Here is a 22,984-nt window from a genome sequence, read left to right on the forward strand (position 1 = left end):
CTCCCGGACGGCGGCGAGCTCTGCTCAGGCCGGGGCAGCACCGGTTGTGTGGAACGCGCGGTCCCACCGGCTGCGGATCGCCGTCCGCCCCTCGGGGACGTCCCAGCCGTGCAGATCGTCCTGGAGAAGGCCGTAGTCCAGAGGCTGATCCGCTGCTCGCAGGAGCGGCACGAGACCGCGCAGATGCCGGCCGAGTTCATGGCCGTCCACGGCGGTGAGGATGTTCCCGAAGCGGCGCTCCAGTGCTTCCGCGCTCCCCCGGCCCGCAGCCCGCAGCCGTCCGCATGCCTCGCCGAGCCCCACACCCGGGGTATGCATCGTCTTCCGCCGGCCGTGCTGGTGCAGCCCGAAGAGGACCAGCACGGTGTGCTCCGCGGCCAGCCGGCTCCCGAGAGCGCCGGTGTTCTGCCCGTAGGGACTGACCTTGCTGCGGTACAGGTGCCACATCGCGGGCACCGTCCCGGCCTCCCGGTTCGCCCCGGCCCGCAGCGCCGCGAGCTCCGCGGCCGCACGCGGCGTATTGGGGTACCGCTCCCAGTAGGGACGCCCCTCGTCGGCAGTCCGCAGCAGCGGGCCCGCAGTGCCGGGGTCCGTACGGGCCAGGTCCGTGTACTGCAGACCCCAGGCCCGCAGCCGCCGGTCGCGCTCCGGCTCCGCCCGCTGCCAGGCCCGCAGGTCGAAGTAGAGACGGGTGTAGTCCAGACCGATACCGGCTCCCCGCAACTGCTGCACCAGCGGGCGCAGGTGAGAGGCCAGCTCGCCCAGATCGAGGGAACCCGCCACGGCCTCCATCCGCCGGTCCACGGCCAGCTCGCTGGCCCGGCCCCAGCCGCGCAGCGCCCGGCAGGCAGTCCCCAGTCCGACCCCGTCCTGGTGGACGGTCCGTGCCTGGCCCTGCTGGTGCACGCCGAACAGCGTCAGCGCCACATGCTCGGCGGCGAAACCCGCCGGCACGCTCCCGGCCGCCTGGTCGGCATCGGAGACCTGCACCCGGTGCAGTGCCTTCGGCAGGGCACCCGGCTCGCGGCCCACTCCCGCCCGCAGCGCGGCGATACTTCTGGCCGCATAGGGCTCCCCGGGAGCATAGGTCTCCCAGAAGTGGGGCCGCAGCCCGCGGGCACCGCGCCCCGCGGAAGCGCTGGTGGTCCCGGTCACGCCGCCTCACCCCTGCCCTTGCCCTCTTGTGCGTCCGCCGCCCGGGGCAGGGCCTCCCGCAGCGCTTTCCACAACCACGCCTCGGCCAGGCCGCTGCGGTGGACGATCTCCTTGCCGTTCTCCCGGGTCGCCCGTCCCACGACGGCTCGCGGCGGCACCGCCGCCAGAAGCTGCCCGGCCTCCCGGCCCACCTCCTGCCACAGCGTCAGCTCCCACGCCTCCCGGCCGCGCTCCAGCCGATCCCAGTCGTCGCCGACGGTGCGCAGCCCGGCCAGCAGACGCCGCATCCGCCCGTCCACCGCGTGCAGAAGCCGCAGCGACGGCCGCTCGCCCTTGTCCCGGGGCAGCGGATCACCACCCGCCGCCCGCCGCAGCTCCGCGTGGAAACGGTCCAGGGCACGACCGGCCTGATCGGCCTGGGCAGCGCATTCCAGGACGGCCTCCCGCACATCCGGGTTCCCGGCGACGAGCGCGGTGACGGGCAGCGGAAGACTGTCCGCGATGGCGTTCTCGACGACCGCGCTCTGGTTCCCGTACTCCAGACCGCAGATCTCCACACCCAGGGAGTAGTCCACCGCGAGGTAATCCTCGGCACTCAGGTCACCGGCCTGGCGCAGCAGCAGGGAAGTGACCGGCCCATTGCCGTCCGCGGACAGATCGAGAGCGAGCAGGGCCGCCAGGCCCTGCCAGGCTGCACGGCCGGACAGATGACGCCGAGGGCGCTGCGCCCGCTGTCCGGCCTTCGGCTTCGCGGTGTGGTTCCACGCGGTGTGCGGTTCCTGCTGGGAGGTCTGCTCCATGCGGTCTCCCGCGCAGAGCACGACCCGCCGCACCCGCAGGCCGTCAGGGGATTCCTCCGGGATCAGCCGGATCCTGCGGGACTGGAACGTCATCAGGTCCAGCAGACCCGTCGCCGGACGCGACGACCACTGTGCCGTGCCGGGATCCTTCCCGCCGGCCGGAGCCCGGCGCTCGTGCCAGGCCCACTGGGGGCGGTCATCCGGCGGCAGGCCGTCGGGCACGATCGGAAGGTTCAGCAGCAGCGTCTCGTACAGAGTCCTGCCGACGGGAACGATCACACCGAGTTGTCCGAGCGGTCCGGTCGGGTTCCCCGTGGTCTTGCCCTTGGCCACCCGAGGGTCCCCGGCGGCACCGGTCTTGATCGCCGCGGTGTCCCAGCACTGGGCGTGCAGCAGCCACAGCGCCGCCTGGCCGGGTGTCAGATCGAGGTGGTCGGCCTCGCTGAGGGAGCTGAACAGCGGCACGTTGTTTCCCGAGGCGATCGACGGCACGAGCAGCGTGGACGACTTCGTGTCCCCGCTGACCGCTGTCAGCCCCGCGACTTGGACGAAGGGCCTGGTCTCGTCGAAGAGCCGGAAACGGTCACCGAACCGCGGCCCCAGATAGTCCGCCAGCCGCCCGGCTTCTTCCCCAGTGAAGCGGCCCCGCTCGAACCGGTCCGCCCACTCGGCGGGAGTCCTCGGCGCGCCCAGGGCGTCCAGCACCACCGGGAGCAGTACCTGCCGCAGTACCGCAGGGAGCATCGTCGGCTCGGGCAGCTCGAGTCTGCGGATCAGATGGGCCCGTGTCAGCGCACCCAGGATTCCTTCAACGGACTGTCCGCCGTCCATGCCGGCGGAGGGTAACCAGCCGTCCCGAACAAGATCACCGTGCACCGCAGCTCTTCCTTTTTCTGTGTGGCTCGGGGTACTAGCAGGCGTTAATGAGGGCCTGGAGGTGCCCGCCAGTACTGGGATTGTTGAATGTCTGACTGTGATGCGCAGTCGGATTGGGGGACAGATCACTCGATCAGGTGACTCCCGCCTCATGGACCCGGATTCCGCCAGCCACAGTGGCATAATCGCCAACCGCCTTCGGGCTCCCTGTCCAGCAGGGGTGTTCCTGTCTGCCTGTGGCCGTCGTCCCCGCCCGCGCGGGGTCCTACATTTCTTCCACGACCAGGCCCAGCACCTCGTCGTAGCCGACCCGGGACGAGCCCACGACGCCCCACCCGTCCTCCTCCAGAACCAGCGCCTTCGCGTACCCCAGCCACGGATCCCCCGCCCACCCCGGCAACGGCCTCAGATCCGTCTCCGCCGCCTCGGTCAGCCCGAGAGGCAGCCGCACCAGCCCTCCCAGCACCCGCTCCGCCACCTCAGCGCCAACCGCCTCACCATGAACCCCGAGCCGGCCCCCGCCGAGCGCCGCGTACCCGCCCCGCACCCGGCGGACAACCACCACCTCCACCGACCGCTTGCCGTCCCGCACCAGCGCCTCGAGGTCCTCCTCCTTCCGCACCCCGTGCTCCCCGCCGTAATGAAGCCCCGCCAGCGTCGGAGACGCCCACTCACGAGGCCGCGTCAGGACGAACTTCTGCGCCTCCGCCGCCCGCTCCTCCAGCTCCTTCAGCCACACCGTCTCAGCCGCCTGCTCACGCCGTGCCCATGGCAGGGGGCACACATCGGCCTCCCCATAGGCGCGCGCCACCAGACCGGGCACCTGCTCAGGCACGCTCCACCCAGGTCCTGCGGCCGGTCCGGTACCGGACCCCGACGCCGGGGGAAGCCCGCCCGCCGCCTCGGCCACCAGAGCAGCAGCCCGCAGCAGGGGCCACTCCTTGTAGATCGCCTTCGACGCCGGCAGGAACACCGGCATCCCCGCCCTGCCGTCGGCCACCCCCGTCACCAGTACCCGCGGCTCCGACAGTCCTTCTGGCCGTCGTGTCCCGTCATGGCGGTGCAGCCGCCCCACCCGCTGCAACATCAGATCGACCGGTGCCAAGTCCGTGAACAGCACGTCCGCGTCCACATCAAAGGACTGCTCGGCGAGTTGCGTCGCCACCACCACCATCCGACCCGGCCGCACCGCCCCCGGGCCCATCAGCCGCAGACAACGCTCCGTCCGCTCCGCACGGTCCGCCGCGCACAACCGCCCGTGCAGCAGCAGAACCTCCCCCTCAAAACCCCCCGACACCAGTGAGCTGTAGATGTTCTGCGCCCGGTCCACCTGGTTCACCACCACCAGCGCCACACCGCCGCCCGCCACCGCCGCCCGCACCGCGTCCGCCACCACGACGCCCTCCACCAATGCGTCCGGCAGCCACTCCACCCCCACCCGGACCGACGGACGCCACGACCTCACCGCCACGGTCGAGCTCTCCACCGCCACACGCCCGTCCACCGCATACGCCGAGGTCACCGACGGATACCCCGCCGGTGCCGGAACCGCCTCCGACACATCCGCACGCCCCACCGCCCCCGACAGATACGCGTCCACCAGCGTCTGCCGCACCGCCGGCGGCAACGTCGCCGACAGCAGCACCACCGGAACACCCGCCTGCCCCAGCCACCGCAGCGCCTCCACGAGGAACTGCCGCATGTACACGTCCGCGGCATGCACCTCGTCCACGATCACGACCTTCCCCGCAAGGCCGGCGAACCGCAGCATCACATGACGCGTCCGCGTCGCCGCGTACAGCAGGTGATCGACGGTCCCCACTCCGAAGGCCGTCAGCAGACCCCGCTTGTTCCCCAGAAACCAGCGCAGGGGCGCATCCCGCTCCGCCGCACCGCATGAATCTGTCCCGTACCCGAACTCGTCGTCCTCATCGACAGCCCCGTACTCATCCCCTCCAGAACCCTCCTGCCCCTCACCCGCCGATGCCTCCCACAACTGCCGCCACTGCTGGTTGAAACGCCGCTTGCCGTGCAGCAACGCCACCTGACCCGCCAAGGCCGGATCAAACGATTCGGCCCACGACACCACCTGCGCGAACATGGGATCACTGGTCGCCTGCGTCGGCATCGCCACGAACACGCCGTCCAGCCCGAACCGCGCCGCCAGCACCTCCGCAGCCGCCAAAGCCGCCTTCGTCTTCCCCTCCCCCATCGGGGCCTCCACCACGACCAGCCCCGGGGCCGGCATCGCCCACACCCGATCCACCAGCTCCACCTGCGACTCCCGCGGAACCACACCCAACCGCGCCAGCGGCTCCACTGCAGACCCTGGCACCTCCAAAGCACCCCACCCGCCACGAAGCCCCAGCCGCGCCCACCCCGCCGCCGCCCGCCGTCGGGCCCCCGCCAGCGAAACCTTCCCAGCCTCCCCCAACCCCTCAAAACACGAACTGTCACTCGCAATCCAGTCCGCCATCACCACCAGACCCGACAACGCCAACTGCTCAGCCTTCCGCAACGCCCCCACAGGCCGCACAGCACTCAAACCGTCAAAACCAACCGCAAAAGTAAAAACATCCACCAAACCCCGCTGAACCTCCAACCACTCACCCCCACGCCCCTGAAGCTCAACAGGCGCCTTCCTCAAACTCCCCACCGACGGAAACGCCCCGTGATGCCCAGCAACCAACGGCCACACCCACCCAGCCGCCTCACGCCCCCACGCCTCACGCAACAACGGAGCCAGCAACACCCCACCCGCAATGTCGTGCCGCCACCGCTTCCCCTTCGCCCACCGGCCCCACGTCAGCCCAGCAGCGACGACCGGAACCGCCTCAACCGGATCCAGCGCCTGGAAAGCCGGAGTCGCCTTCCCGCAGTCATGAATCCCGCACACCCACATGAACCACTCCCGGCCACGCCCTCCGCTGACCTCGTCCAGCCGGCGCTTCAGTGACGGAGCCAGGTACTCCCGCCACATGACCTCAGCAACTGCCGCCGTATCCAGCAGATGCCCCAACAGCAAATGCGTCCGCCCCCTATTACGCGCCGCCGACTTCCCCCACAACACCGACAACCGCGACGCCACCTCCGGCTCCAGCCCCATCGACCGCATCAGCGCGACAACCGAGACCTCGCCATCCACCCGGCCCAACTCCCCTCACAGCAAAGCTCCCACGGATGCCGGGCACCCTACGCCGCACCACTGACAACGCCCCCTCCCAACCAACACCACCCCAGCTCAGAGACGAACCCTTCCTCAAGCCACTGCATCAGGCACACCCGGAGAATCCCCTCACGCGGATGGGGCCCGGACCCGGTGGCTCCGGCGATGAGCATGTGCGAGCGACCCCCGCGCGGGCGGGGACGACCTACAACGGTCCGCGTCGGCGATCTCCTCGCAGGGACGACCCCCGCGCGGGCGGGGCGGACACGATCAGCGCCATACCCGCCGACCGGGCCAGGGAACGACCCCCGCGCGGGTGGGGCGGACCTTTCCTGGCGGCGTGGGCGCTGCCGATCGCGCGAACGACCCCCGCGCGGGCGGGGCGGACGAGATCGAAGTTGAGGACGTCGTCGTCGCCGAGGAACGACCCCCGCGCGGGCGGGGCGGACCCCGTGAACACGATGAGCGGTGCCATGCCTCGCGAACGACCCCCGCGCGGGCGGGGCGGACATCTGAAGGCGCGGATCCTCGCGCGCGGCGATCGAACGACCCCCGCGCGGGCGGGGCGGACAACCCGCCGGCCGCTGCTCCGGCGGCGGCGAACGAACGACCCCCGCGCGGGCGGGGCGGACACTTCCTGACCTGGGGCGTTGTCACGTGATCATGCTGTTTTCCTTTACATGCTTCACGACCGTTCCCAGATCCTGCTGGTGTGTCAGTGCCGGTGGTGCCGGGCTTGGGTAGCACCGTATCCGTCGGTACGGAGGTCGCGTCGGCGGACGCCTGTACTGACCGTGCGGTGCGTTCCCTCGTTGTGTCGGGGGCCTTGCTCATGGTGCCGGTGGTGTCCGTGCGGTTCGGGTTGTGCTGGTACCGGAGTCGGTTCTGCCCGGTCCCGTGCGCCCGATGGGTCTCCGTCTCGGCTTCCCTCAGCTCGCCCGAGTCGGCCGAGGGCGCTGGCGTGGTACTCCGGCAGTGCGGCCTCCACGGTCTGGCGGACGGCGAAGGTGAGCGCGGATACGGCCGTGGCGGGTCCGTGTTCAGCTCGCCCGGATCCATCGAGCCGCGGGAGCTCGTGCCGGTGCGCTCGCTGCCGGCCGCCAGCGACGTCCGGACCTCGGAGGGGACGGCGAACAGCCCGGCCGACCGGGCTGTTCGAGCGACCCCGCGCGGGCGGGGACGACCAGGTAATCGATCCCCGGAACCTGCCCACATCTGAACGACCCCCGCGCGGGCGGGGCGGACTCTTCGCCGGACCGGCAGCCGGGGACCAGTAATCGCTCGGAGTTTTGAGTGTTCGCCATGGCCGAGCACCGTACCGGCACCAGCCATCGGACGGGGCTGATGCCCGTCGCCGCGCTGTCCGGCATCGAGCCGAGGGTCGGCTCGGTGCCGGTCGAAACGACCCCGCGCGGGCGGGTGGATGTGGGTCGGTTATTCCCGTGGGTTCATGTCGCGGGCCAGGTGCCCAGTGCTCGGGCCAGTCGGTCGCTCTGGTCTCGGGTGATGCCTTGGGCGAGGTGGATTCCGAAGCGGGGGCTGCCGGGTTCGTCGCAGTGCAGGATGCCGGGGTAGGGGGCCCGGCTGCCGGAGAGCGGGGAGGCGGCGGGTGGCTCCCACGAGGCCGGCTCCCACAGGGGGTGGTCGAGGAGGAGGGCTTGCGCCAGCCGCGGCGCTTCGCCGGCTGCGGCGCCCGCCTGGATGAGCGCGCCGCCCAGCAGGTCGGGAGCCTCGCCGGGCAGGTCGGCGTCGCCGAGTGCGGGCAGCAGGAGCAGCAGGCGGGCGTACGGGGCTTGAACGCCGGGGGCGTGCGGGTCGGGGGTATTGGCGATGTGCGTGAGTTCGCGCCAGGACAGCCCGGGGCCGGCCTGGTGCCCGTCGATGGTGGCCAGGTATCCGTTCCGGTCCCATGCGGGGTGGGAGACGAAGTACTCCGTTCCCGCGTCGTCGGCGTGGTTGCATGCCAGGACGACCGCGGTGTGGCCGTCGCTGAAAGGTATCCGGAAGACCGGCCACCGTCCCTCGTCGCTCAGGGCCTCGTATGCCGCGTCCGTGTCGGCCTCGTCGGCGCCGAACCACTCCGGCTCCGGATCCTCCTCTCCGGTCCGGCACAGCCACAGCAGGTAGGCGGCCCAGAACCCTGGAAGGACCAGGAGTTCTTCCCCGGCGACAAGCGGGGCCTTCTCGAATCCGTCGATCAGCACCGGCCCAGACTGCCAGCCAGGTCCGACAGGGCCCACACCACCCTGGAGACGCTCCTGTTTCTCAGCAACACCCTGACGGCTGGCCTGGTCCCGGAACGGTGGCTGGGTTGCCGGGCCCGGCTTGCCCCAACCCGGGGCCACGCAGAACATGATCGCTGACACGGGCGGGCCGGGTCGACGCGGTGCCAGCGGGGTGGAAGGGCACATTTCCACTGGGACTTGTCCGGGCGATCATGTTGCTGGTTAGGGTGCGGGCATGGCCAGGACGAGCGTGAGTAACGAGACCAGCGGCGTGGTCTGCCTGTGGGTTGAGCCGTGGGGAACTGATCACTGGATGCGTCCGGGTGAGGAGTTCACGGTGGCGACCGAGGCGGAGCCGGAGCAGTCGCCGTTCAATGTGGTCGTGCATGACCAGGGCATCACGGTGTGGGTGAACGCGGGTCATGATGCGGAGGTCTTCGACAAGAACGGCGGCTTGGTGCCGTGCGGGCATCAGCGGCCCGCCGAGTGCGGTAGCTGAGCTGCGTCTGATCGTCAGGTCCGGAGCCAGATGGCGAGGGCCGCTGCGGTAGGGGTGCCGAGGAACACGTAGCCGCGCTTGTCGTAGCGAGTGGCGACCGCCCGGAACTGTTTCATGCGGCTGATCGCCCGCTCGACGGTGTTGCGCTTCTTGTAGCGGTCCTCGTCGAAGCCGGGTGGCCGTCCCCCGCGCGGGCGGGGCGGATGGACCAGGTGGTGTGCTTCCGGCGGCGGCAGGATTGCCGACCACGATCAGGCTGCCGTCTCGGCACGTCGGCTGGGTTCAGAAGAGCTGGACTCGGGTCCGGACGCAGTGGGGCACGTCGGCGTCGGCGACGATGACGTACTCGGCGACGCCGAGGGATCCGTCCGGTCCGAGCGGGACACGGTGCTGCTGGGGCCACCTCGCCGAGGCGGTACTGCCCGGCACGTAGCCCTTGGTCTCGTTGATCTGGACGCTCACCGCGATGATCGCCCCGAACACGTCGGCGGGCAGTGCAAGGTCGGCCAGCAAGGCATCGACTTCGGCGGACAGCAGGCAGGGCCAGCCCTCCGGCTCCGGGTTGTACGGCTCACTCAACCGGGTCGGCCCGCCGCCCGCCGGCGCTCGATGACCTCGGTGACCCCGTGGTGGTCGGCAGGGTCCCGTACAGCGCGGCCTCGGTCAGGCGGTCACCGTTCAGGTCGGTGCCGAGCATCGCCTCGCACCACCAGCGACGCACTGCGCTGGCGTTCTCGGGCGCGGCCGCCAGGAGCTCACGCCGGAGTGGAGAGCACGGTCAACGAGTTCGCCCACGGACACGGCATCCGCCGCTGCCGCTACGGAGAACAGGGAGAGGGCTACATCCAGCACGTCCTGCCCGGACGAGTCGCTCTACGAGGCTGCTGGCTTCCTCAACGCGATCGCGATCACGTTGAGGAAGGTGTACACCCCGACTCGGGAAAGCCCGGGCCTGGCGGTCGCCCGGTGCCCTCGGCAGATGAGGAAGGCTCTGGACGGGGTGTAGGCCGCGCTTGACCTGGTGTGCGCGGACCTCGCGGCCTGTGACGACGAGGGTGCCGTTGGTGCGTTCACGCCCACCCTGGCGCTTTTGGGCACCCTGAAGACCGTGCGTGCCCCGCGGTGGCCCCCCCCGGGCGGGCGGGCCGGCCGCCGACGAGGTCGCCGCAGCGATCCGGGCAGACCCGAGGTGACCCGCGCCGCCGCCGCGCTGGCGGCGAACGCCTGACCCGGTGGCCCCTGCGGCCGGCCGCAGGGCACCGCTGGTTCGCGTCACGCCCACCACCACACGACGAGCCCACACGGTTTGGCCACACGCAGCATGTCCAGCCGGGTGCCACTGCGGCCCGGTGCCTCGCCGCGGACCGGGGGAACGTCAGGCGGAGAGGCTGGTCGAGCCGACTCGGCCGCCGGGGCCGGACCGGACCCTCAGGGCCTGGAGGAGATGCTGGGCTTCTTCCCCGTGCCGCGGTTGTGCTGATCCGGCGGACGGGGCCTGTTGTCAGTGGCGGGTGCCACCATCAGTGGTATGACCTCGACGGACAAGACAGCACCCGAATCTCCTTTCGACTGGAGGGAGTTCCTCACCCTGTGGAGCGGGGAGTGGGCGGATGCGCAGGCCCCTGATGAGGAGGACGAGGCGCAGTCGGAGCTGATAGCGGCGCGGTGGCTCGGCTGTCCGGGGGCGTCGGACGCGGACATCGCCGCTCTGGAGCAGCGGATCGGGTATCGGCTGCCGCCGTCGCTCGGCGCGTTCCTGCGGATCAGCGACGGCTGGCGGCCGGCGGACCACCCCGTCTACCGGCTGGCCGGGACCCGGGACATTCATCCTCACGAGGACGAGTGGGACCTCGCCGAGGTCTTCGGGGAGCACCTGGACGAGGATGCGTCGCCGCAGAGGCTGCTGGAGGCCGGGATGTGGCAGCGGGCGTTCGGTCTGCACGCGGAGACGGACATGACGCTGGTCCTGATCGATCCGCTGGACCGGGGCGCGGAAGGCGAGTGGGCGGTGTACGAGTACGCGTCGTGGCGTGCCGCGCCACCTGACCGCTATCCGTCCTTCCGCCACTACATGGAGCATCTGTACCGGTCCTTTCACAGCTCGGCGGCCTATGACGCCGCTCATGGCGAAGGGCCGCCGTTCGCCAACGACACGACGCGGGCGCAGGACGCCGTGGTGGAGCGGGCCCGGCGAGCGGCGCTGAGCGGGGAGTACGAGCAGGCGATGGCCCTGCTGCGCGGGGCCGAGGAGTACGGCAGGCCCAGGGCCGGGCTGCTGCGGGCGCAGTTGGACTGCCTTCTCTCGGCGCACGCACCGGGTCTCTCGGCCGATTCTCTCGCGCTCGACCCGGTCTACGCCTCTGATCTGCTGCCGGTGGCGGCGGTGGGCTTCGCCGCCGGTGACCGGCACTACGGCCACGCCGGCCGGTCGTGGGATCTGCTCGCCCGCTGCACGACGCCCGGGGAACGGGAGAGGGCGGAGAAGGCGCTGCGGGCGGTGCGGGAGGGGACGTACCGCTTCACGGCCGACGGGCCGCTCGGGGAGGCGGCTGGTGAGGCGCGGGCGTTGGCCCGCTGGGGCCGGTGGAACGAGGCGTGGCGGCTTCTGTGGGCCGCACTCCCCCACTGGCGGCCGTTGGGCCCCGACCATCTGGCGCCGCTGGGACTGCTCGCGGATCCGGTAGTGGGTCCGGTGATCACCCCGGAGCGGGCGCGGCTGCTGCTGGCCCTGCCCCGGGGCGAGTTCGCGCGCCCGGAGGGGGAATGGCCCGGCACGACCCCGGGGGACGATCCGGCGGGTCTGTGCTGGCTGGAGGACGAGGTGCCGGACCGGCTCCGCCAGGGCTATCGGGCGGTGTTCGTCGCGGACCCCGATCCCGCGGGCCTGCCGGCCCGTCTGATGGACCCGGACGGGGGCGGCCCCGGACCCGGCGGCCGGCCGCAGCGGGAAGCGACGCCCGGGCCGGACGGGCTGTATCCACCCCTCAGCCAGTGGGACGCTCACTACCTGCTGGGTCTGGCGCTCGGCAGTACGTCGTACGACGACCGCGCCCTGGCCCGGATCGGGCAGGCTGCCCCCGGGTGGAGCTTCGCCTTCGACGGCGCCCCGGCGGGCTTCGACGAGGAGCGTTTCGTCTCCCCGGCCGCCGCCGCGTCACAGGGGACCAGGGCGGTGGTCGTCTGGCACAGCGTCGACACCTTCGACCGGACCCGGACTCGTTTCCTCCTCTCCGCCGGGGTCGGCGGGGAGGAGGTGTGCGCGTTCTCCGTGACGGCCGGGGACATCGAGCCCCACTGGACCGGGGAGATACCGCCGTGGCTGACGCTCGACGGCTTCCCGGCAACGGCCGGGCAGTGGCGGGGCGACGAGAACCTCCGGAAGGAAACAGGCACCCCCAATACCCCGGCCCGGGGGCTGCCGGGGACCAAGAGTGCACTGAGAGCCCTGGAGCGGGCCCTGGGACTGACCCTGCCACGCACCGCCCTGCTGGAAGGCCCGCTGCACGGCTTCGTCACCCGTTCATGGATCCGCCCGCCCGGACCCGGCGAATCGTATGCGACCTTCGTCTACGGCTCTTCCAGCGGACCGGACACCGATGAGGACACGTGAGCGCAGCGGCTCCTGCTCGCGGGTGTCCTTCCCGGCTCACCCGGCGGCGACATGACTCATTTTCGAGATGTCCTCGTCGACGCACCAGCCGGGGAACTACCCCCGCGCGGGCGGGGACGACGTCGATCTGCCCGGCGCGGTCGCCGTGGCGGAAGAGCGACCCCCGCGCGGGCGGGGAGGACGCGAGGACCTGCATCATGCCCCCGGGCTCGGCCGAACGACCCCCGCGCGGGCGGGGCGGATGCCCGGGGGACGGCGGGCAAAAGTTCACGTCGGGAACGACCCCCGCGCGGGCGGGGCGGATAACGGGGCCCGGCTGGGAAAGAGCCAGGGCCCCGAACGACCCCCGCGCGGGCGGGGCGGACACTTCGTGACCTGGGGTGTTGTCGGGTGATCATGCTGTTTTCCTTTACATGGTTCAGGACAGCTCCCGGGTCCTGCTGCTGCGGTGTTGTCGTCGCCGGCCACCACCGTATACGCCGGTCCTGGTCACCTGCCTGCGTCTGAGCCAAGGACCAGAACCACCCACCCACACCGGCACCGAGCACCCATATCCGCATACCCACTCCGGTCCGGGGCGACCGCAGCACGAAGCAGAGATCCGGTACGGCACCGCGGCAGGGCGGTTCTTCTCGAACCCCACCCTGACGGTCCCAGGAACGCCCCCTGTGGGCAGGGCGGCTGCACCGGCACGCCACCGGCGGACCACGGAGGCGACTGCCCGCCATCCCCCGGGCCGCAGCCAGGGCCCGGCGGGCGAGGCCACCCCGCTCAGCTCGGCGACCCCGATCACTGCTCCGGTGTCGTCATCCAGGGGGCGGGCGGCGAGGTGGGCCAGCCGGTCCGCCCACGGCACGGCCACCTGCTCGGTCGGGGTGGTGGTTGTTCGCGCAGCTGCTCCAGGCGCGCGGTGAGCAGGTGCTGCGCGGTGCGGGTCCGGGCGGTGTCGGCGGCCTTTTGCCGCCGCCGCGCGGCGACCAGCCTGGCCTCCACGATCGCCACCGGCGACAACCTCGCCCACCCCGGCCAGCCAGGCTGCCGAGCCACCCCGCGCGGGCGGGGACGACGACCTGGGTCTCCTCGGCCCACTGCTCTCGGGTGAACGACCCCCGCGCGGGCGGGGACGACGATTCCGACGTTGAGGCCGGCGAGGAGGCTGGCGAACGACCCCCGCGCGGGCGGGGCGGACACTGCTGCGGCCGGGTCCGTGTCCAGCTTGCTCGGATCCACCGAGCCCAGGGAACTCGTGCTGGTGCGCTCGCTGCTGGCCGCCAGCGACGTCCGGACCTCGGCGGCGACGGGCACCGGCCCGGCTTCCGCGATGGCCGCCTCGGTCCGGCACCGGCCACACACCCCACCCACCCCGGTCGGCCAGGCTGTCGAGCAACCCCGCGCGGGCGGGGCGGACCCGGACCACAGCCCGGACACGACGTCCATGCCCGAACGACCCCCGCGCGGGCGGGGACGACACCCGGAAGTCGTTGTGCAGGGTGAACCACCAGGAACGACCCCCGCGCGGGCGGGGACGACGCGGTCTCGGCCGCCGCCCCGGCGGCACCGGCGGAGCGACCCCCGCGCGGGCGGGGACGACGATCGTCATGAGGTACGACCGTCGCGGGCGGCGGAGCGACCCCCGCGCGGGCGGGGACGACACTGCGTGACCTGGGGCGTTGTCACGTGATCATGCTGTTTTCCTTTACATGCTTCACGACCGTTCCCAGATTCTGCTGGCGGGCCACGGGCAAGTGGTGCCGGGCTTTGGTAGCACCGTATCCGTCGGCATGGCAGCCTCGCCGGCGGATGCCTGTACTGATCGTGCGGTGCGTTCCCTCGCCGTGTCGGGGGCCTTGCTCGCGGCAGTGATGGCGTCCGTGGGGGGGGGTCGGGTTGTGCTTGCACCAGCACCGGTTGCTCAGTCTGGTCCGTACGCCCGGCGTGCCGCTGTCTCGGCTTCCTCGGTACGCCCGAGGGGGCTGGTGCAGAACCTCCAGCAGCGCCCACTCGACCGCCTGGAGCGCGGTGTGGGCGAGCACTGGCACTGCTGCGGCCGGACCTGTGTCCAGCTCGTCCGGATCCGCCGAGCCTCTGGAGCTCGTGCCGGGTGCGTACGACGCCGGCCAGCAGCGACGTCCGGACCTCGGCGGCGACAGCGACCAGCCTCCATGATTGCCACCTCGGTCCGGCACCAGCCACACACCCCTGCTGGCCGGACTGTCGAGCGACCCCGCGTGGACGGGGACAACCTCGCCCTCGATCGGACCTTCGTGCTCGTCATCGAGCGCCCCGCGCGGCCAAGATCTCCGCCGCTGAGCTGGAACGACCGCCGCGCGGGCGGGGCGGACGAGTTCCTGCCCGTGCGGATCGAGGGCGAAGTCGAACGATCCCCGCGCGGGCGGGGCGGACGGCCCGTCAGCAGGGGGGACAGCCCGGTGCTGGATACAGGCGAGGGCCCGGGGTGTGTGCGGGTTCCCGCCGCCGTAGCGGGTGCCCCGCGCAGGCCCGGTGCGGCCGGGTGTTCAGGCGCTGCGGGTGAGGTGGAGCAGCTCGGGGACGCCGGGTGCGCGGGGGTGGTCGCGGAAGGCGGGCAGGAGCTGTTCCACGAGGGTGACGCAGCGGGGTGCGCCGATGCGGCGGGCGAGGGTGAGGGATTCGGTGGCTGCGGCGGCGGCTTGGTCAAGGTAGCCCGTGCGCAGGTGGCTCTCGGCCTCGTACGCCAGGAACACGCCGAGGGTCTTGGCACGCGTGTCGGGGAGGAGGGCGGTGCCTTCGCCGATGAGCTGGTGGGCGCGGCGGGTGTGGCCGAGATCGAGCTGGCATCGGCCCGCGTCGACCAGGAGGTCCTCAGGTCCCATCCACGAGCACCATGAGGGTGGCATCTGGTCGGTGGTGCGGCCGAGTTCGCGCTCGGCCCGGGTGAGGGCCTGGTCGCTGGGGCGGGCGTCGCCGAGGGCGGCGTGCGCGCGGGCGAGGCGGAGGTTCAGGAGGGAGCGGGCGGTGGGGTGGCGGGTGTGGGTGAGGGCGTGGGTGAGGAGGTCGGCGGCGGTGCGGGGGTCGCCGGTCCACAGGGCCTGGTAGGAGAGATCGGCGATGATGCCGGCGCCGAGGTCGCGGTCGCCGCAGGCGTGGGCGGAGTGGAGGGCGGCCTGCCAGTAGCGGCTGGCGGCGGCGTGGTGGGCCTGGTCGAAACGGATCCAGCCGCTGGTGAGGGCGAGGCGGGCGGCCAGGGTGTGCAGGCGCCGACCGAGATCCGCCGGGTGGTTCCCGGCGTCGAGGAGGTTGGTGACCGTGCTCAGGTGTCCGTCGAGGAGGGGACTGGTGTGCCGGCGCTGCTCGGTGACGAGAGTGGTGAGCTGGTCGCCGATGGCCTCCAGACGGGTGACGAGGTCGTCGTCGACGCGGTGTCCGTCCAAGGCCCGGGGCAGGGCGTGGGCGGGCCCGGTGGCCGCCCACTGCAGGGCGAGGCCGGTGACGGCGGTGGCGGTCGTTGCGGTGAGGAAGGTTCGGCGGTCCATGCGCAGGGCCTCTCGGAGAGCGGGGACGGCGCTTCCGGGCCCGAGGGGAACCGGACGGTCGGGACCGGGCAGCCAGGACGGCCAGCCCAGGGCCTCGACGAGAGCGGGGTCGGTGTCGAAGACATCGGCGAGCAGCATCTGGGACTCGGCACCGGGGACGGCACGGTAGTTCTCCCACTTCCATATCTGGTGCCGGTCGATGCCGCTGCGGAGCCCGCGCGCCCGGGCCGCTACGCCGATGCGGCGGGCGAGTTCGGACTGGGTCCAGCCTCGGTCGGCGCGGGCGGCGGCGAGGGGGTGGCGGATCGTGTCGTCCACAGCGTGTCTCCCGGGGGTGTGTCCAGGAGCGTAGTGGCCCGCCGGGCCCGTGGCAGTCGGATGCCCGGACCGGCACCACAGCGGCACCACACGAGGACCCTTTCCGGGCCGGGGCGGGTGGGCTGTACTCGATCTCCAGACCAGGACACGAACAACTGTGCGCTTGGGCGTGGTGTTGGGCTGGCGTCCGGAAGTCCTGTCCTCCGTGCCTGCCCCGTGGCCGGATGGCGGGCTCCGTACTGCCGCGCGCTCCCCTCCCTCACCCGGTGGGTTCGCCGCTGGAAGCAAGACCACCACGCCCGTGCCCAGTCGGCCCACGTTCGTGGGCGGGCACCGCTCGCTGTTCCACCACCAGCCCCCTTTTTCGAGGAGGACGAGATGTTTCTTCCCCATCCCGTGATCGAGCAGCTGGACGACGCCCAGGTGGCCACCTGGGAGAAGCACTTCGCCGGCACCGGCCGGCACGAGCGGCCCCGGGCGGTCGAGGAGGGGATCTGGCGCCGGACCCAGGAGACGGCGAATGCCGGGCAGTCCGGCTGGAGCGTGGACGAGCACGGGCGTCGGCGGATCGTGCACTACCGCTACCGGTACGACCTCGACTACACCTTCCCGGTGCCGCGGCTGGTCCTGGCGGACCTGTACCTGTACCACTCGGTCCTGGCCCCCGCCGGTGAGATCGAGGCATACCGTACGCGGATCGGTGTGTGGCTGGAGCAGGGCCGCTGGCGGAGGAAGGACGACGGGACTTGGTCGAGGGGCGACCTGCGGGTCACCGTCACCGAGCACCGGGAGCATCCGCAGGACGAGCGCGCGGGCCGGGACACCCCGGCCGGGTTCCGCTCCGTGGACGTGGTCATCGTCAGCGACGAGTTCGAGGTCCCCCGCACCGTGCGGCAGCTCCCCTGGAACGTCCTCGCGGGCGGGATGCGGATCAAGGAGCAGCGTGGCACTCCGAGGATCGACGGGGATCTGTCCGGGCTGCTGGAGCACCTGCCGTTCATGGTCGAGCTCGGCTGCGGCAGTTCGATCGAGGCCGGAGTACCGCCGCTCCACTTCCTTCATGAGGTGTACCGGGTGACCGAGCGGCGGGACAACGCGCTCACGCAGTCGCACCGGTTCACGATGCGACCGCAGGACGACACCCTGGTCGAGGAGATGCTGACCAACCCGGCCGCCAAGGCCGGTCAGCTCACCGGGCTGTTCAAGGCGGCGTTCGAGGCCGAGCCGACGACCGCGCACCGGATCCTGAAGGAGCTCCACGACGCCGGGGGCCTGGTCGGCCCGGTCATCCAGCACAACTTCGACCTGCTGGCGGCCCGCGCCGGGCTGCCGGAGTGCTTCGTGCGCCGCTACGACCAGAAGATCCCGCCCATCCCGTTCCACCCGGAAGCGAAGGCCCTCCTGGTGATCGGGCTGCACGCCGACCGGCGCGCGGTCCAGGCACGGGCCCGTGCACGGGGCATGAAGGTGTTCTTCGTCGACCCGGAGGGGCTGATGGAGAACGGGACCTTCAAGGAGTACCCCATCGAGGGCGCCCGGGAAGGCGACGTCGTCGTCCGTGCCGGGGCGATCGAGGCCCTGACCCGGCTGAGGGAACTCCTCCGCGAACACGACCAGCGGGAGCGGCCCGCGGCGGCGCTGACACCCTGACCCGCCCACGACCCGCCCGGGGCCGCGCACGCGGCCCCGTCCACCCAGCACCTCTCAGAAGGGAACCATCTGTATGGAGCGGTACGAGCGCCACCGTGAACGGCTGCTGACGTCTTCGCGGCCTCTGCCGGACGTCGCGGTCACGGGGACGGAGGGGCCGTGGCTGCACCTGGCCGGCGGCTCCCGCCTCTTCGACGGGTCGAGCGGTCTGCTGTGCGCCAATGTCGGGCAGAGCAGCCCCCGGGTCCGTGCCCGCATCGAGGAGCAGTTCTCCCGCTACACGTTCGGCGGCGCTGCCGTCGTGCGGCCCCATGTTCAGCTGGAGCTGATGGACCGTCTGTGCCGGGCGGTGGGCCGCCCCGACGACTCGGTGGCGCTGACCACGTGCGGGACCCTCGGCGTCGAGGTCGCCATCGCCCTGGCTCGGAACATCACCCGCGCCCGCGACGGGAAAGAGCGCGGGGACATCCTCACCTCGACCCTGAGCTACCACGGCAACTCGGCGCTGACCCTCGCGCTCGCCGGGAACCATACCCGCCGGCCCCGGCCCGAGGACGCGCTCGGCCTCGGCCCCGGCTTCCCCGCGCCCTACCCGCCTACCCACGCCACTGGCCATCCCGGGCGCGGCTGCGAGGCGTTGTGCGCCGACGCGATCGCGCAGGAGATCGACCGCCGCGGCGCTCAGAACGTCTCCGCGGTGTTGATCGAGCCGGTCAACGGCACCACCGGGGGCGCGTTCGTGCCGCCCCACGGCTACCTCACACGCGTGTCGGACATCTGCCGGGAGCGGAACGTCCTCGTCATCCACGACGAGGTGCTGACCGGCCTCTGGCGGACCGGGACGCCGCTCGCGAGCCACCACTGGAAGGGCTGCGAGCCGGACCTGGTGATCCTGTCCAAAGGGCTCGGCGCCGGATACACCGGGGTGGGCGCGGTGCTCGTGTCGCCCGGCCCGGCCCGGTGGCTGCGGCACGAGGCGGCGGATCCGCTGCCCGCGATGGGCACCATGGCCACCCATCCGCTCATGGCGGCGGCGTGCCTGGGCGTCCTCGACGAGCTGGAGGCGATCGACCAGGCCGCGTTCACCGCGCGCGGGAAGCGGCTCGGCGAGGCGCTGGCCGCGCTGAACGGCACCGGTCCGGTGCGGGACGTGCGAGGTCTCGGATTCCTCCACGGGGTGGAGGTGGCCCCCGGAACGCTCTGGCACGTGCTGAAGGCGGCGGAGAGGCGGGGCGTTTTCTTCTACCCGTTCACCGGTGCCGGGGACCCGGTCAGCGAGGGCCTGGTCGTCGCGCCCCCGCTCACCTCCACCGACGACGACATCGCCTTTCTCACCACCGCCCTGGCCGACGCGCTCAACACCACGGGCTGACACACCACCCCTGCCCCAAAGCCATCATCCGACATTCGTTCGAGTGATCCAACACCCTTACGGACAAGCCGATTTGGGCTTCCATGACAACCGATAACGTCCGGGGGTGCGCCGGCTTCGGTGCACCCCCGGCGAGACAAAGGACGATCCTGCACATGCGCGTTTCCGTGATCGGCTGTGGTCACCTCGGCATCCCGCACGCAGCGGCGATGGCCGAACTGGGCCACGAGGTCATCGGCGTGGACATCGACCAGGCCAAGGTCGACCGGCTCAACGCCGGCGAATGCCCCATCTACGAGACCGGCCTGCCGGAACTGCTCACCCGCCACACCGCCTCAGGGCAGCTGCGGTTCACCACCGACATCCGCGAGGCCGCCGCCTTCGCCGAGCTCCACTTCCTCGGCGTCGGCACCCCCATCGACGCCGACGGCCGCTCTTACGACACCGCCCAGGTCTTCGGCGCGATCCGCCAGCTCGCCCCCCACCTCGACCAGGCATGCACGATCGTCGGAAAATCCACCGTCTCGGTCGGCACCACAGCGGAAGTCACTGCCCTCGCCCAGCGCCTCGCCCCCGCCGGCAACCACGTCGATGTCGCCTGGAACCCCGAGTTCCTGCGCGAGGGCCACGCCGTCCAGGACACGCTGCGCCCGGACCGGATCATCGCCGGCCTCACTACCGCCGGGGCCGAGAAAGCGATCCGCACTGTCTACGCCGCCATCATCGACACCGGGGTGCCGCTGTTCGTCACCGACCCAGCCACCGCCGAGCTCGCCAAGGGCGCAGCGAACACCTTCCTCGGCTTGAAGATCAGCTACATCAACGCCGTCGCCGACATGTGCCAGGCCGCCGATGGCGATATCGAGAAGATCGTGGAAATCCTCGGCGTCGACCCCCGGATCGGCGCCGGCGGGATGCGGCCCGGCATCGGCTACGGAGGCGGCTGCCTCCCCAAGGACGTCCGCGCCTTCACCGCCTCCGCCCGCCGACTCGGTGCCACCGACGCCGCCCTGCTCCTGCGCGCCGCCGAGCAGATCAACGAGAACCGCACCGGTGTCGCCCTGGACCTCATCACCCGCGCGCTCGACGGCCACCCCCTGAACGAGGCCCGGGTCACCGTGTGGGGCGCGGCGTTCAAGCCCGGCACCAACGACGTCCGCGAATCCCCCGCCCTTACCCTCGCCCACGCCCTCCAGCAGGAAGGTGCCACCATCACCGTCCACGACCCGCAAGCCGTCGCCACCGCGATGGCCCGCAACCCGGAACTGGACTACACCGACGACCTGACCGCCTCCGTCGACGGAGCAGAACTCGTTGTCCTGGCCACCGAATGGCCCGAATACCAGCACGCCGACCCCCAGGCCCTGGCGGGCCGCACGGTCCGCCCCCTGCTCGTGGACTGCCGCACCACCCTCGACCCCGAAACCTGGCGCGCCGCGGGCTGGACCGTCCACCAGCTCGGACGCCCAGCCGAGAATGAGAGGTCACTGCTGTGAGCGGCAACGGTGTCCTCCTGCGCCGGGCCGGCGACACCGACGCGCGCCCCGCCGCCGATGTGTGGCTGCGCTCCTTCGCCGCCGCGCTGCCGACCGTCCGCCGCGCGCACACCGAGGACGACGTACGGGAGTGGTTCGCACGCGTCCTCGTCCCCCAGTACGAGACCTGGGTGGCGGTCACCGAGACCGGCGTCGCCGGCGTCCTGGTACTGCACGGGGAGGAGCTGAAGCAGCTCTACCTCGACCCGCGATGGCGCGGACGGGGCCTGGGCGACCGGTTCATCGCGCTGGCCAAACACGAGCGGCCGGCCGGTCTGTCGTTGTGGACGTTCCAGGTCAACGCACCGGCGCGGCGGTTCTACGAACGGCACGGCTTCACTGAGGCCGGGCGGACCGACGGCGCGCGCAACGACGAACGCGAACCGGACATCCACTACCTCTGGAGCCCAGGGGCGTAGCCGCCCCGGCGAACCTCTCACGCCCTGGCGGTCACCCGGACAACCTGGGCGACCGCCCACCGGCACCGCGCCCACCTCGCTACGGTGGCCCGGTGACAGTCCTGATCGTCGGCGGCAGCGGCTTCCTGGGAACCGAGCTGGTCCGGCAGGCACGAGCGGCGGGGCGCACCACGGCCGCCACCTACGCGACCCGGCCCAGCAGCGCCGACCCCACCTCCTGGTACCACCTGGACCTGCGGGACCCGGACGGTGTGGCCGCGGTCATGGCCGAGGTGAACCCGCAGATCGTCATCAACGCCTCAAGCGGCGGGACCGACTGGACGGTCACCGCGCAGGGCCCGGTCCACCTCGCAATGACGGCGGCACACCAGGGAATCCGCCTGGTCCACCTCTCCAGCGACGCGGTGTTCTCCGGCACCCGGGTCCACTACGACGAAACCAGCCTCCCCGACCCCCTCACCCCGTACGGAGCCGCCAAAGCTGCCGCCGAGACCGGAGTCCTCGCCGTCCACCCCAAGGCAGCCGTCACCCGCACCTCGCTGATCATCGGCCACGGACACTCCGCCCACGAACACCTCGTCCACCAGCTCGCCGACGGCACCACCGACGGCGCCCTCTTCACCGACGACATCCGCTGCCCCGTCCACATCACCGACCTCGCCAGCGCCCTCCTCGAACTCGCCGACAGCGACATGACCGGTATCCACCACCTCGCAGGCCCCGACGCCCTCAGCAGACACGAACTCGGTACCCTCATCGCCCAACGCGACGGCCTCGACCCCACCCGCCTGCCCACAGCGCTCCGGACCAGCAGCAACATCCCCGGCGCCCTCGACGTACGCCTCGACAGCAAAGCCACCCAGCGACAGCTCCGGACGATTCTTCGCGGCGCCCGGCAGTTCCTGCGCGATCCCATCCCCGGACATCGGTCCTGCCGCCCAGAAGTCGACATGGCCAGTCCGGGACGGGTCCCCGGGTACGAACAGGGCGGCGAGCTCCAGTGATCCGCCCACTCGCTCGTTCCCCAAATCCATTCATTGATAGCGCAGTTGCCGCAGCACGGCACACAGCGGCTCCTTCTACGGGGCCCAACGGCCTTACTTCCCACCCGAACGGGTGAATCTGCCGCCTGCGCGGGTGGCTTGCTGTACCGAACGGAACGGCGGCCGCCGCGACTCCCCGCCCCGCTGGCAGAGAGCTACCCCGCGCGGGCGGGGCGGACCACGACCGCAGCTCCCGGTCTCGGCCGAGCCACGAACGACCCCCGCGCGGCGCGCGGATACGCCGCCTGAACGACAGCCCGGAAGGTGTCGCGAGCGACCCCGCGCGGGCGGGGACGACCTGGAGAGCGCGCCGTGGGTGATGGTGATGTGAGAACGACCCCCGCGCGGGCGGGGACGATTGCTGGAGACCGACGACGCGCGCGAGCCACGCCGAACGACCCGCGCGGGCGGGGCGGACTACTGACCAATCTAGGGAAAGGCGCTTGGTCTAGAGCGACCCCTGCGCGGGTGGGGTGGACGTGGCCTTTCGTGCGCCGGAGCCCTCGACTTTTGCGGTCGGGGGTCTTCCGTATCTCCGGGCCGGCTACAGGAGTCGGCTCCGTGCCGACTGGGGCGCGGCTCCCGCTCGCCGGCCGCGCGTCTGGCGGCCCGGGCGGGGAGTGCGCCGTTCGCCGTCCAGCCCGGCTGCGCGGCGGGCGAATCGCGCCAGGGCCTCGGGCGGCAGCCCGGACGCCGCCACGCTCACCGCCACTGCGGACCGGCAGCCCAGGGCCCCGCAATGCACCGGACTCGCCGTGACCCCGGGGGACGAGGGGTAGGTCATCGACTCGGGCGGCAGATACT

At 71.8% G+C, this 22,984-nt stretch carries 15 protein-coding genes, 2 pseudogenes and 2 CRISPR repeat arrays; of the genes and pseudogenes, 7 read left to right on the top strand and 10 right to left on the bottom strand.

Translation table 11 applies throughout. The features are described from left to right. Positions 1-24: 24 nt before the first annotated feature. From casB to ABD371_RS19780, 4 genes are all read right to left on the bottom strand, one after another. Positions 25-1,155, bottom strand: coding sequence for a type I-E CRISPR-associated protein Cse2/CasB (gene casB / locus ABD371_RS19765; RefSeq protein WP_344478768.1), 1,131 nt, complete (start codon positions 1,153-1,155; stop codon positions 25-27). Beyond that, a complete protein-coding gene (casA, locus tag ABD371_RS19770; RefSeq protein WP_344478770.1) occupies positions 1,152-2,831 on the bottom strand; it encodes a type I-E CRISPR-associated protein Cse1/CasA in 1,680 nt (559 codons plus the stop codon). The genes casB and casA overlap by 4 nt, the downstream gene beginning before the upstream one ends. Positions 2,832-3,096: 265 nt before the next feature. Continuing rightward, positions 3,097-5,946 (bottom strand): CRISPR-associated helicase Cas3', encoded by a 2,850-nt coding sequence (cas3, locus tag ABD371_RS19775; protein WP_344478803.1) that lies wholly within the window; start codon positions 5,944-5,946, stop codon positions 3,097-3,099. Between the two features lie 228 nt (positions 5,947-6,174). Beyond that, positions 6,175-6,629: a CRISPR direct-repeat array (repeat unit 28 nt; unit sequence GAACGACCCCCGCGCGGGCGGGGCGGAC). An 816-nt stretch (positions 6,630-7,445) separates the two neighbouring features. Continuing rightward, positions 7,446-8,201, bottom strand: coding sequence for a hypothetical protein (locus ABD371_RS19780; RefSeq protein ID WP_344478772.1), 756 nt, complete (start codon positions 8,199-8,201; stop codon positions 7,446-7,448). Positions 8,202-8,457: 256 nt separating this feature from the next. Here ABD371_RS19780 and ABD371_RS19785 point away from each other — a divergent pair, with 256 nt between their 5' ends. Then, on the top strand, positions 8,458-8,721 hold the full coding sequence (locus ABD371_RS19785; protein ID WP_344478773.1) for a hypothetical protein: 264 nt from the start codon (positions 8,458-8,460) through the stop codon (positions 8,719-8,721). 14 nt (positions 8,722-8,735) lie between these two features. Here ABD371_RS19785 and ABD371_RS19790 read toward each other — a convergent pair. The 3 genes and pseudogenes from ABD371_RS19790 to ABD371_RS19800 form a co-directional block, all read right to left on the bottom strand. Beyond that, positions 8,736-8,918 (bottom strand): annotated as a pseudogene (locus tag ABD371_RS19790) (IS5/IS1182 family transposase); the annotation flags it as partial. A gap of 85 nt (positions 8,919-9,003) precedes the next feature. Beyond that, positions 9,004-9,300, bottom strand: coding sequence for a hypothetical protein (locus tag ABD371_RS19795; RefSeq protein WP_344478775.1), 297 nt, complete (start codon positions 9,298-9,300; stop codon positions 9,004-9,006). Beyond that, positions 9,293-9,418, bottom strand: a complete 126-nt coding sequence (locus ABD371_RS19800; RefSeq protein WP_344478776.1) for a hypothetical protein — start codon at positions 9,416-9,418, stop codon at positions 9,293-9,295. The genes ABD371_RS19795 and ABD371_RS19800 overlap by 8 nt, the downstream gene beginning before the upstream one ends. Before the next feature lie 831 nt (positions 9,419-10,249). Here ABD371_RS19800 and ABD371_RS19805 point away from each other — a divergent pair. Then, positions 10,250-12,331 carry an SMI1/KNR4 family protein gene (locus ABD371_RS19805; protein WP_344478778.1) on the top strand — a complete coding sequence of 694 codons (2,082 nt, stop codon included), beginning with the start codon at positions 10,250-10,252 and terminating at the stop codon, positions 12,329-12,331. Between the two features lie 93 nt (positions 12,332-12,424). Next, a CRISPR array of direct repeats spans positions 12,425-12,692; the repeat unit is 23 nt; unit sequence GAACGACCCCCGCGCGGGCGGGG. 428 nt (positions 12,693-13,120) lie between these two features. Here the strand turns inward: ABD371_RS19805 and ABD371_RS19810 are convergent. Beyond that, a complete protein-coding gene (locus ABD371_RS19810) occupies positions 13,121-13,333 on the bottom strand; it encodes a hypothetical protein (RefSeq protein ID WP_344478779.1) in 213 nt (70 codons plus the stop codon). A gap of 1,514 nt (positions 13,334-14,847) precedes the next feature. Next, complete coding sequence (locus tag ABD371_RS19815) at positions 14,848-16,161, bottom strand: NsdA family TPR-like regulatory protein (protein WP_344478781.1); 1,314 nt, start codon at positions 16,159-16,161, stop codon at positions 14,848-14,850. A gap of 378 nt (positions 16,162-16,539) precedes the next feature. On the opposite strand from ABD371_RS19815, the gene ABD371_RS19820 reads away from it, so the two are divergent. The 5 genes from ABD371_RS19820 to ABD371_RS19840 all read left to right on the top strand — a co-directional run bounded on the left by ABD371_RS19820 (position 16,540) and on the right by ABD371_RS19840 (position 22,141). Continuing rightward, on the top strand, positions 16,540-17,811 hold the full coding sequence (locus tag ABD371_RS19820) for a hypothetical protein (protein ID WP_344478782.1): 1,272 nt from the start codon (positions 16,540-16,542) through the stop codon (positions 17,809-17,811). Positions 17,812-17,884: 73 nt separating this feature from the next. Next, complete coding sequence (locus ABD371_RS19825; RefSeq protein WP_344478784.1) at positions 17,885-19,183, top strand: aminotransferase class III-fold pyridoxal phosphate-dependent enzyme; 1,299 nt, start codon at positions 17,885-17,887, stop codon at positions 19,181-19,183. Positions 19,184-19,338: 155 nt separating this feature from the next. Beyond that, positions 19,339-20,679, top strand: coding sequence for a UDP-glucose dehydrogenase family protein (locus tag ABD371_RS19830; RefSeq protein WP_344478785.1), 1,341 nt, complete (start codon positions 19,339-19,341; stop codon positions 20,677-20,679). Further along, a complete protein-coding gene (locus ABD371_RS19835) occupies positions 20,676-21,137 on the top strand; it encodes a GNAT family N-acetyltransferase (protein WP_344478787.1) in 462 nt (153 codons plus the stop codon). Before ABD371_RS19830 ends, ABD371_RS19835 begins: the two co-directional genes overlap by 4 nt. Positions 21,138-21,229: 92 nt before the next feature. Then, entirely contained in the window at positions 21,230-22,141 is a 912-nt protein-coding gene (locus tag ABD371_RS19840; protein WP_344478789.1) for an SDR family oxidoreductase, read from the top strand. A 583-nt stretch (positions 22,142-22,724) separates the two neighbouring features. On the opposite strand, the pseudogene ABD371_RS19845 reads toward ABD371_RS19840, so the two are convergent. Continuing rightward, positions 22,725-22,984, bottom strand: a pseudogene (locus tag ABD371_RS19845) (hypothetical protein); the annotation flags it as partial.

Source organism: Streptomyces amakusaensis (genome assembly GCF_039532665.1).
Classification (GTDB): domain Bacteria; phylum Actinomycetota; class Actinomycetes; order Streptomycetales; family Streptomycetaceae; genus Streptomyces; species Streptomyces amakusaensis.

Coding starts and splice junctions, on each gene's coding strand:
- cas3 (WP_344478803.1), bottom strand. CDS start 5,946: ATGCGGTCGATGGGGCTGGAGCCGGAGGTGGCGTCGCGGTTGTCGGTG.
- ABD371_RS19785 (WP_344478773.1), top strand. CDS start 8,458: ATGGCCAGGACGAGCGTGAGTAACGAGACCAGCGGCGTGGTCTGCCTG.
- ABD371_RS19800 (WP_344478776.1), bottom strand. CDS start 9,418: ATGCTCGGCACCGACCTGAACGGTGACCGCCTGACCGAGGCCGCGCTG.
- ABD371_RS19805 (WP_344478778.1), top strand. CDS start 10,250: ATGACCTCGACGGACAAGACAGCACCCGAATCTCCTTTCGACTGGAGG.
- ABD371_RS19820 (WP_344478782.1), top strand. CDS start 16,540: ATGTTTCTTCCCCATCCCGTGATCGAGCAGCTGGACGACGCCCAGGTG.
- ABD371_RS19825 (WP_344478784.1), top strand. CDS start 17,885: ATGGAGCGGTACGAGCGCCACCGTGAACGGCTGCTGACGTCTTCGCGG.
- ABD371_RS19830 (WP_344478785.1), top strand. CDS start 19,339: ATGCGCGTTTCCGTGATCGGCTGTGGTCACCTCGGCATCCCGCACGCA.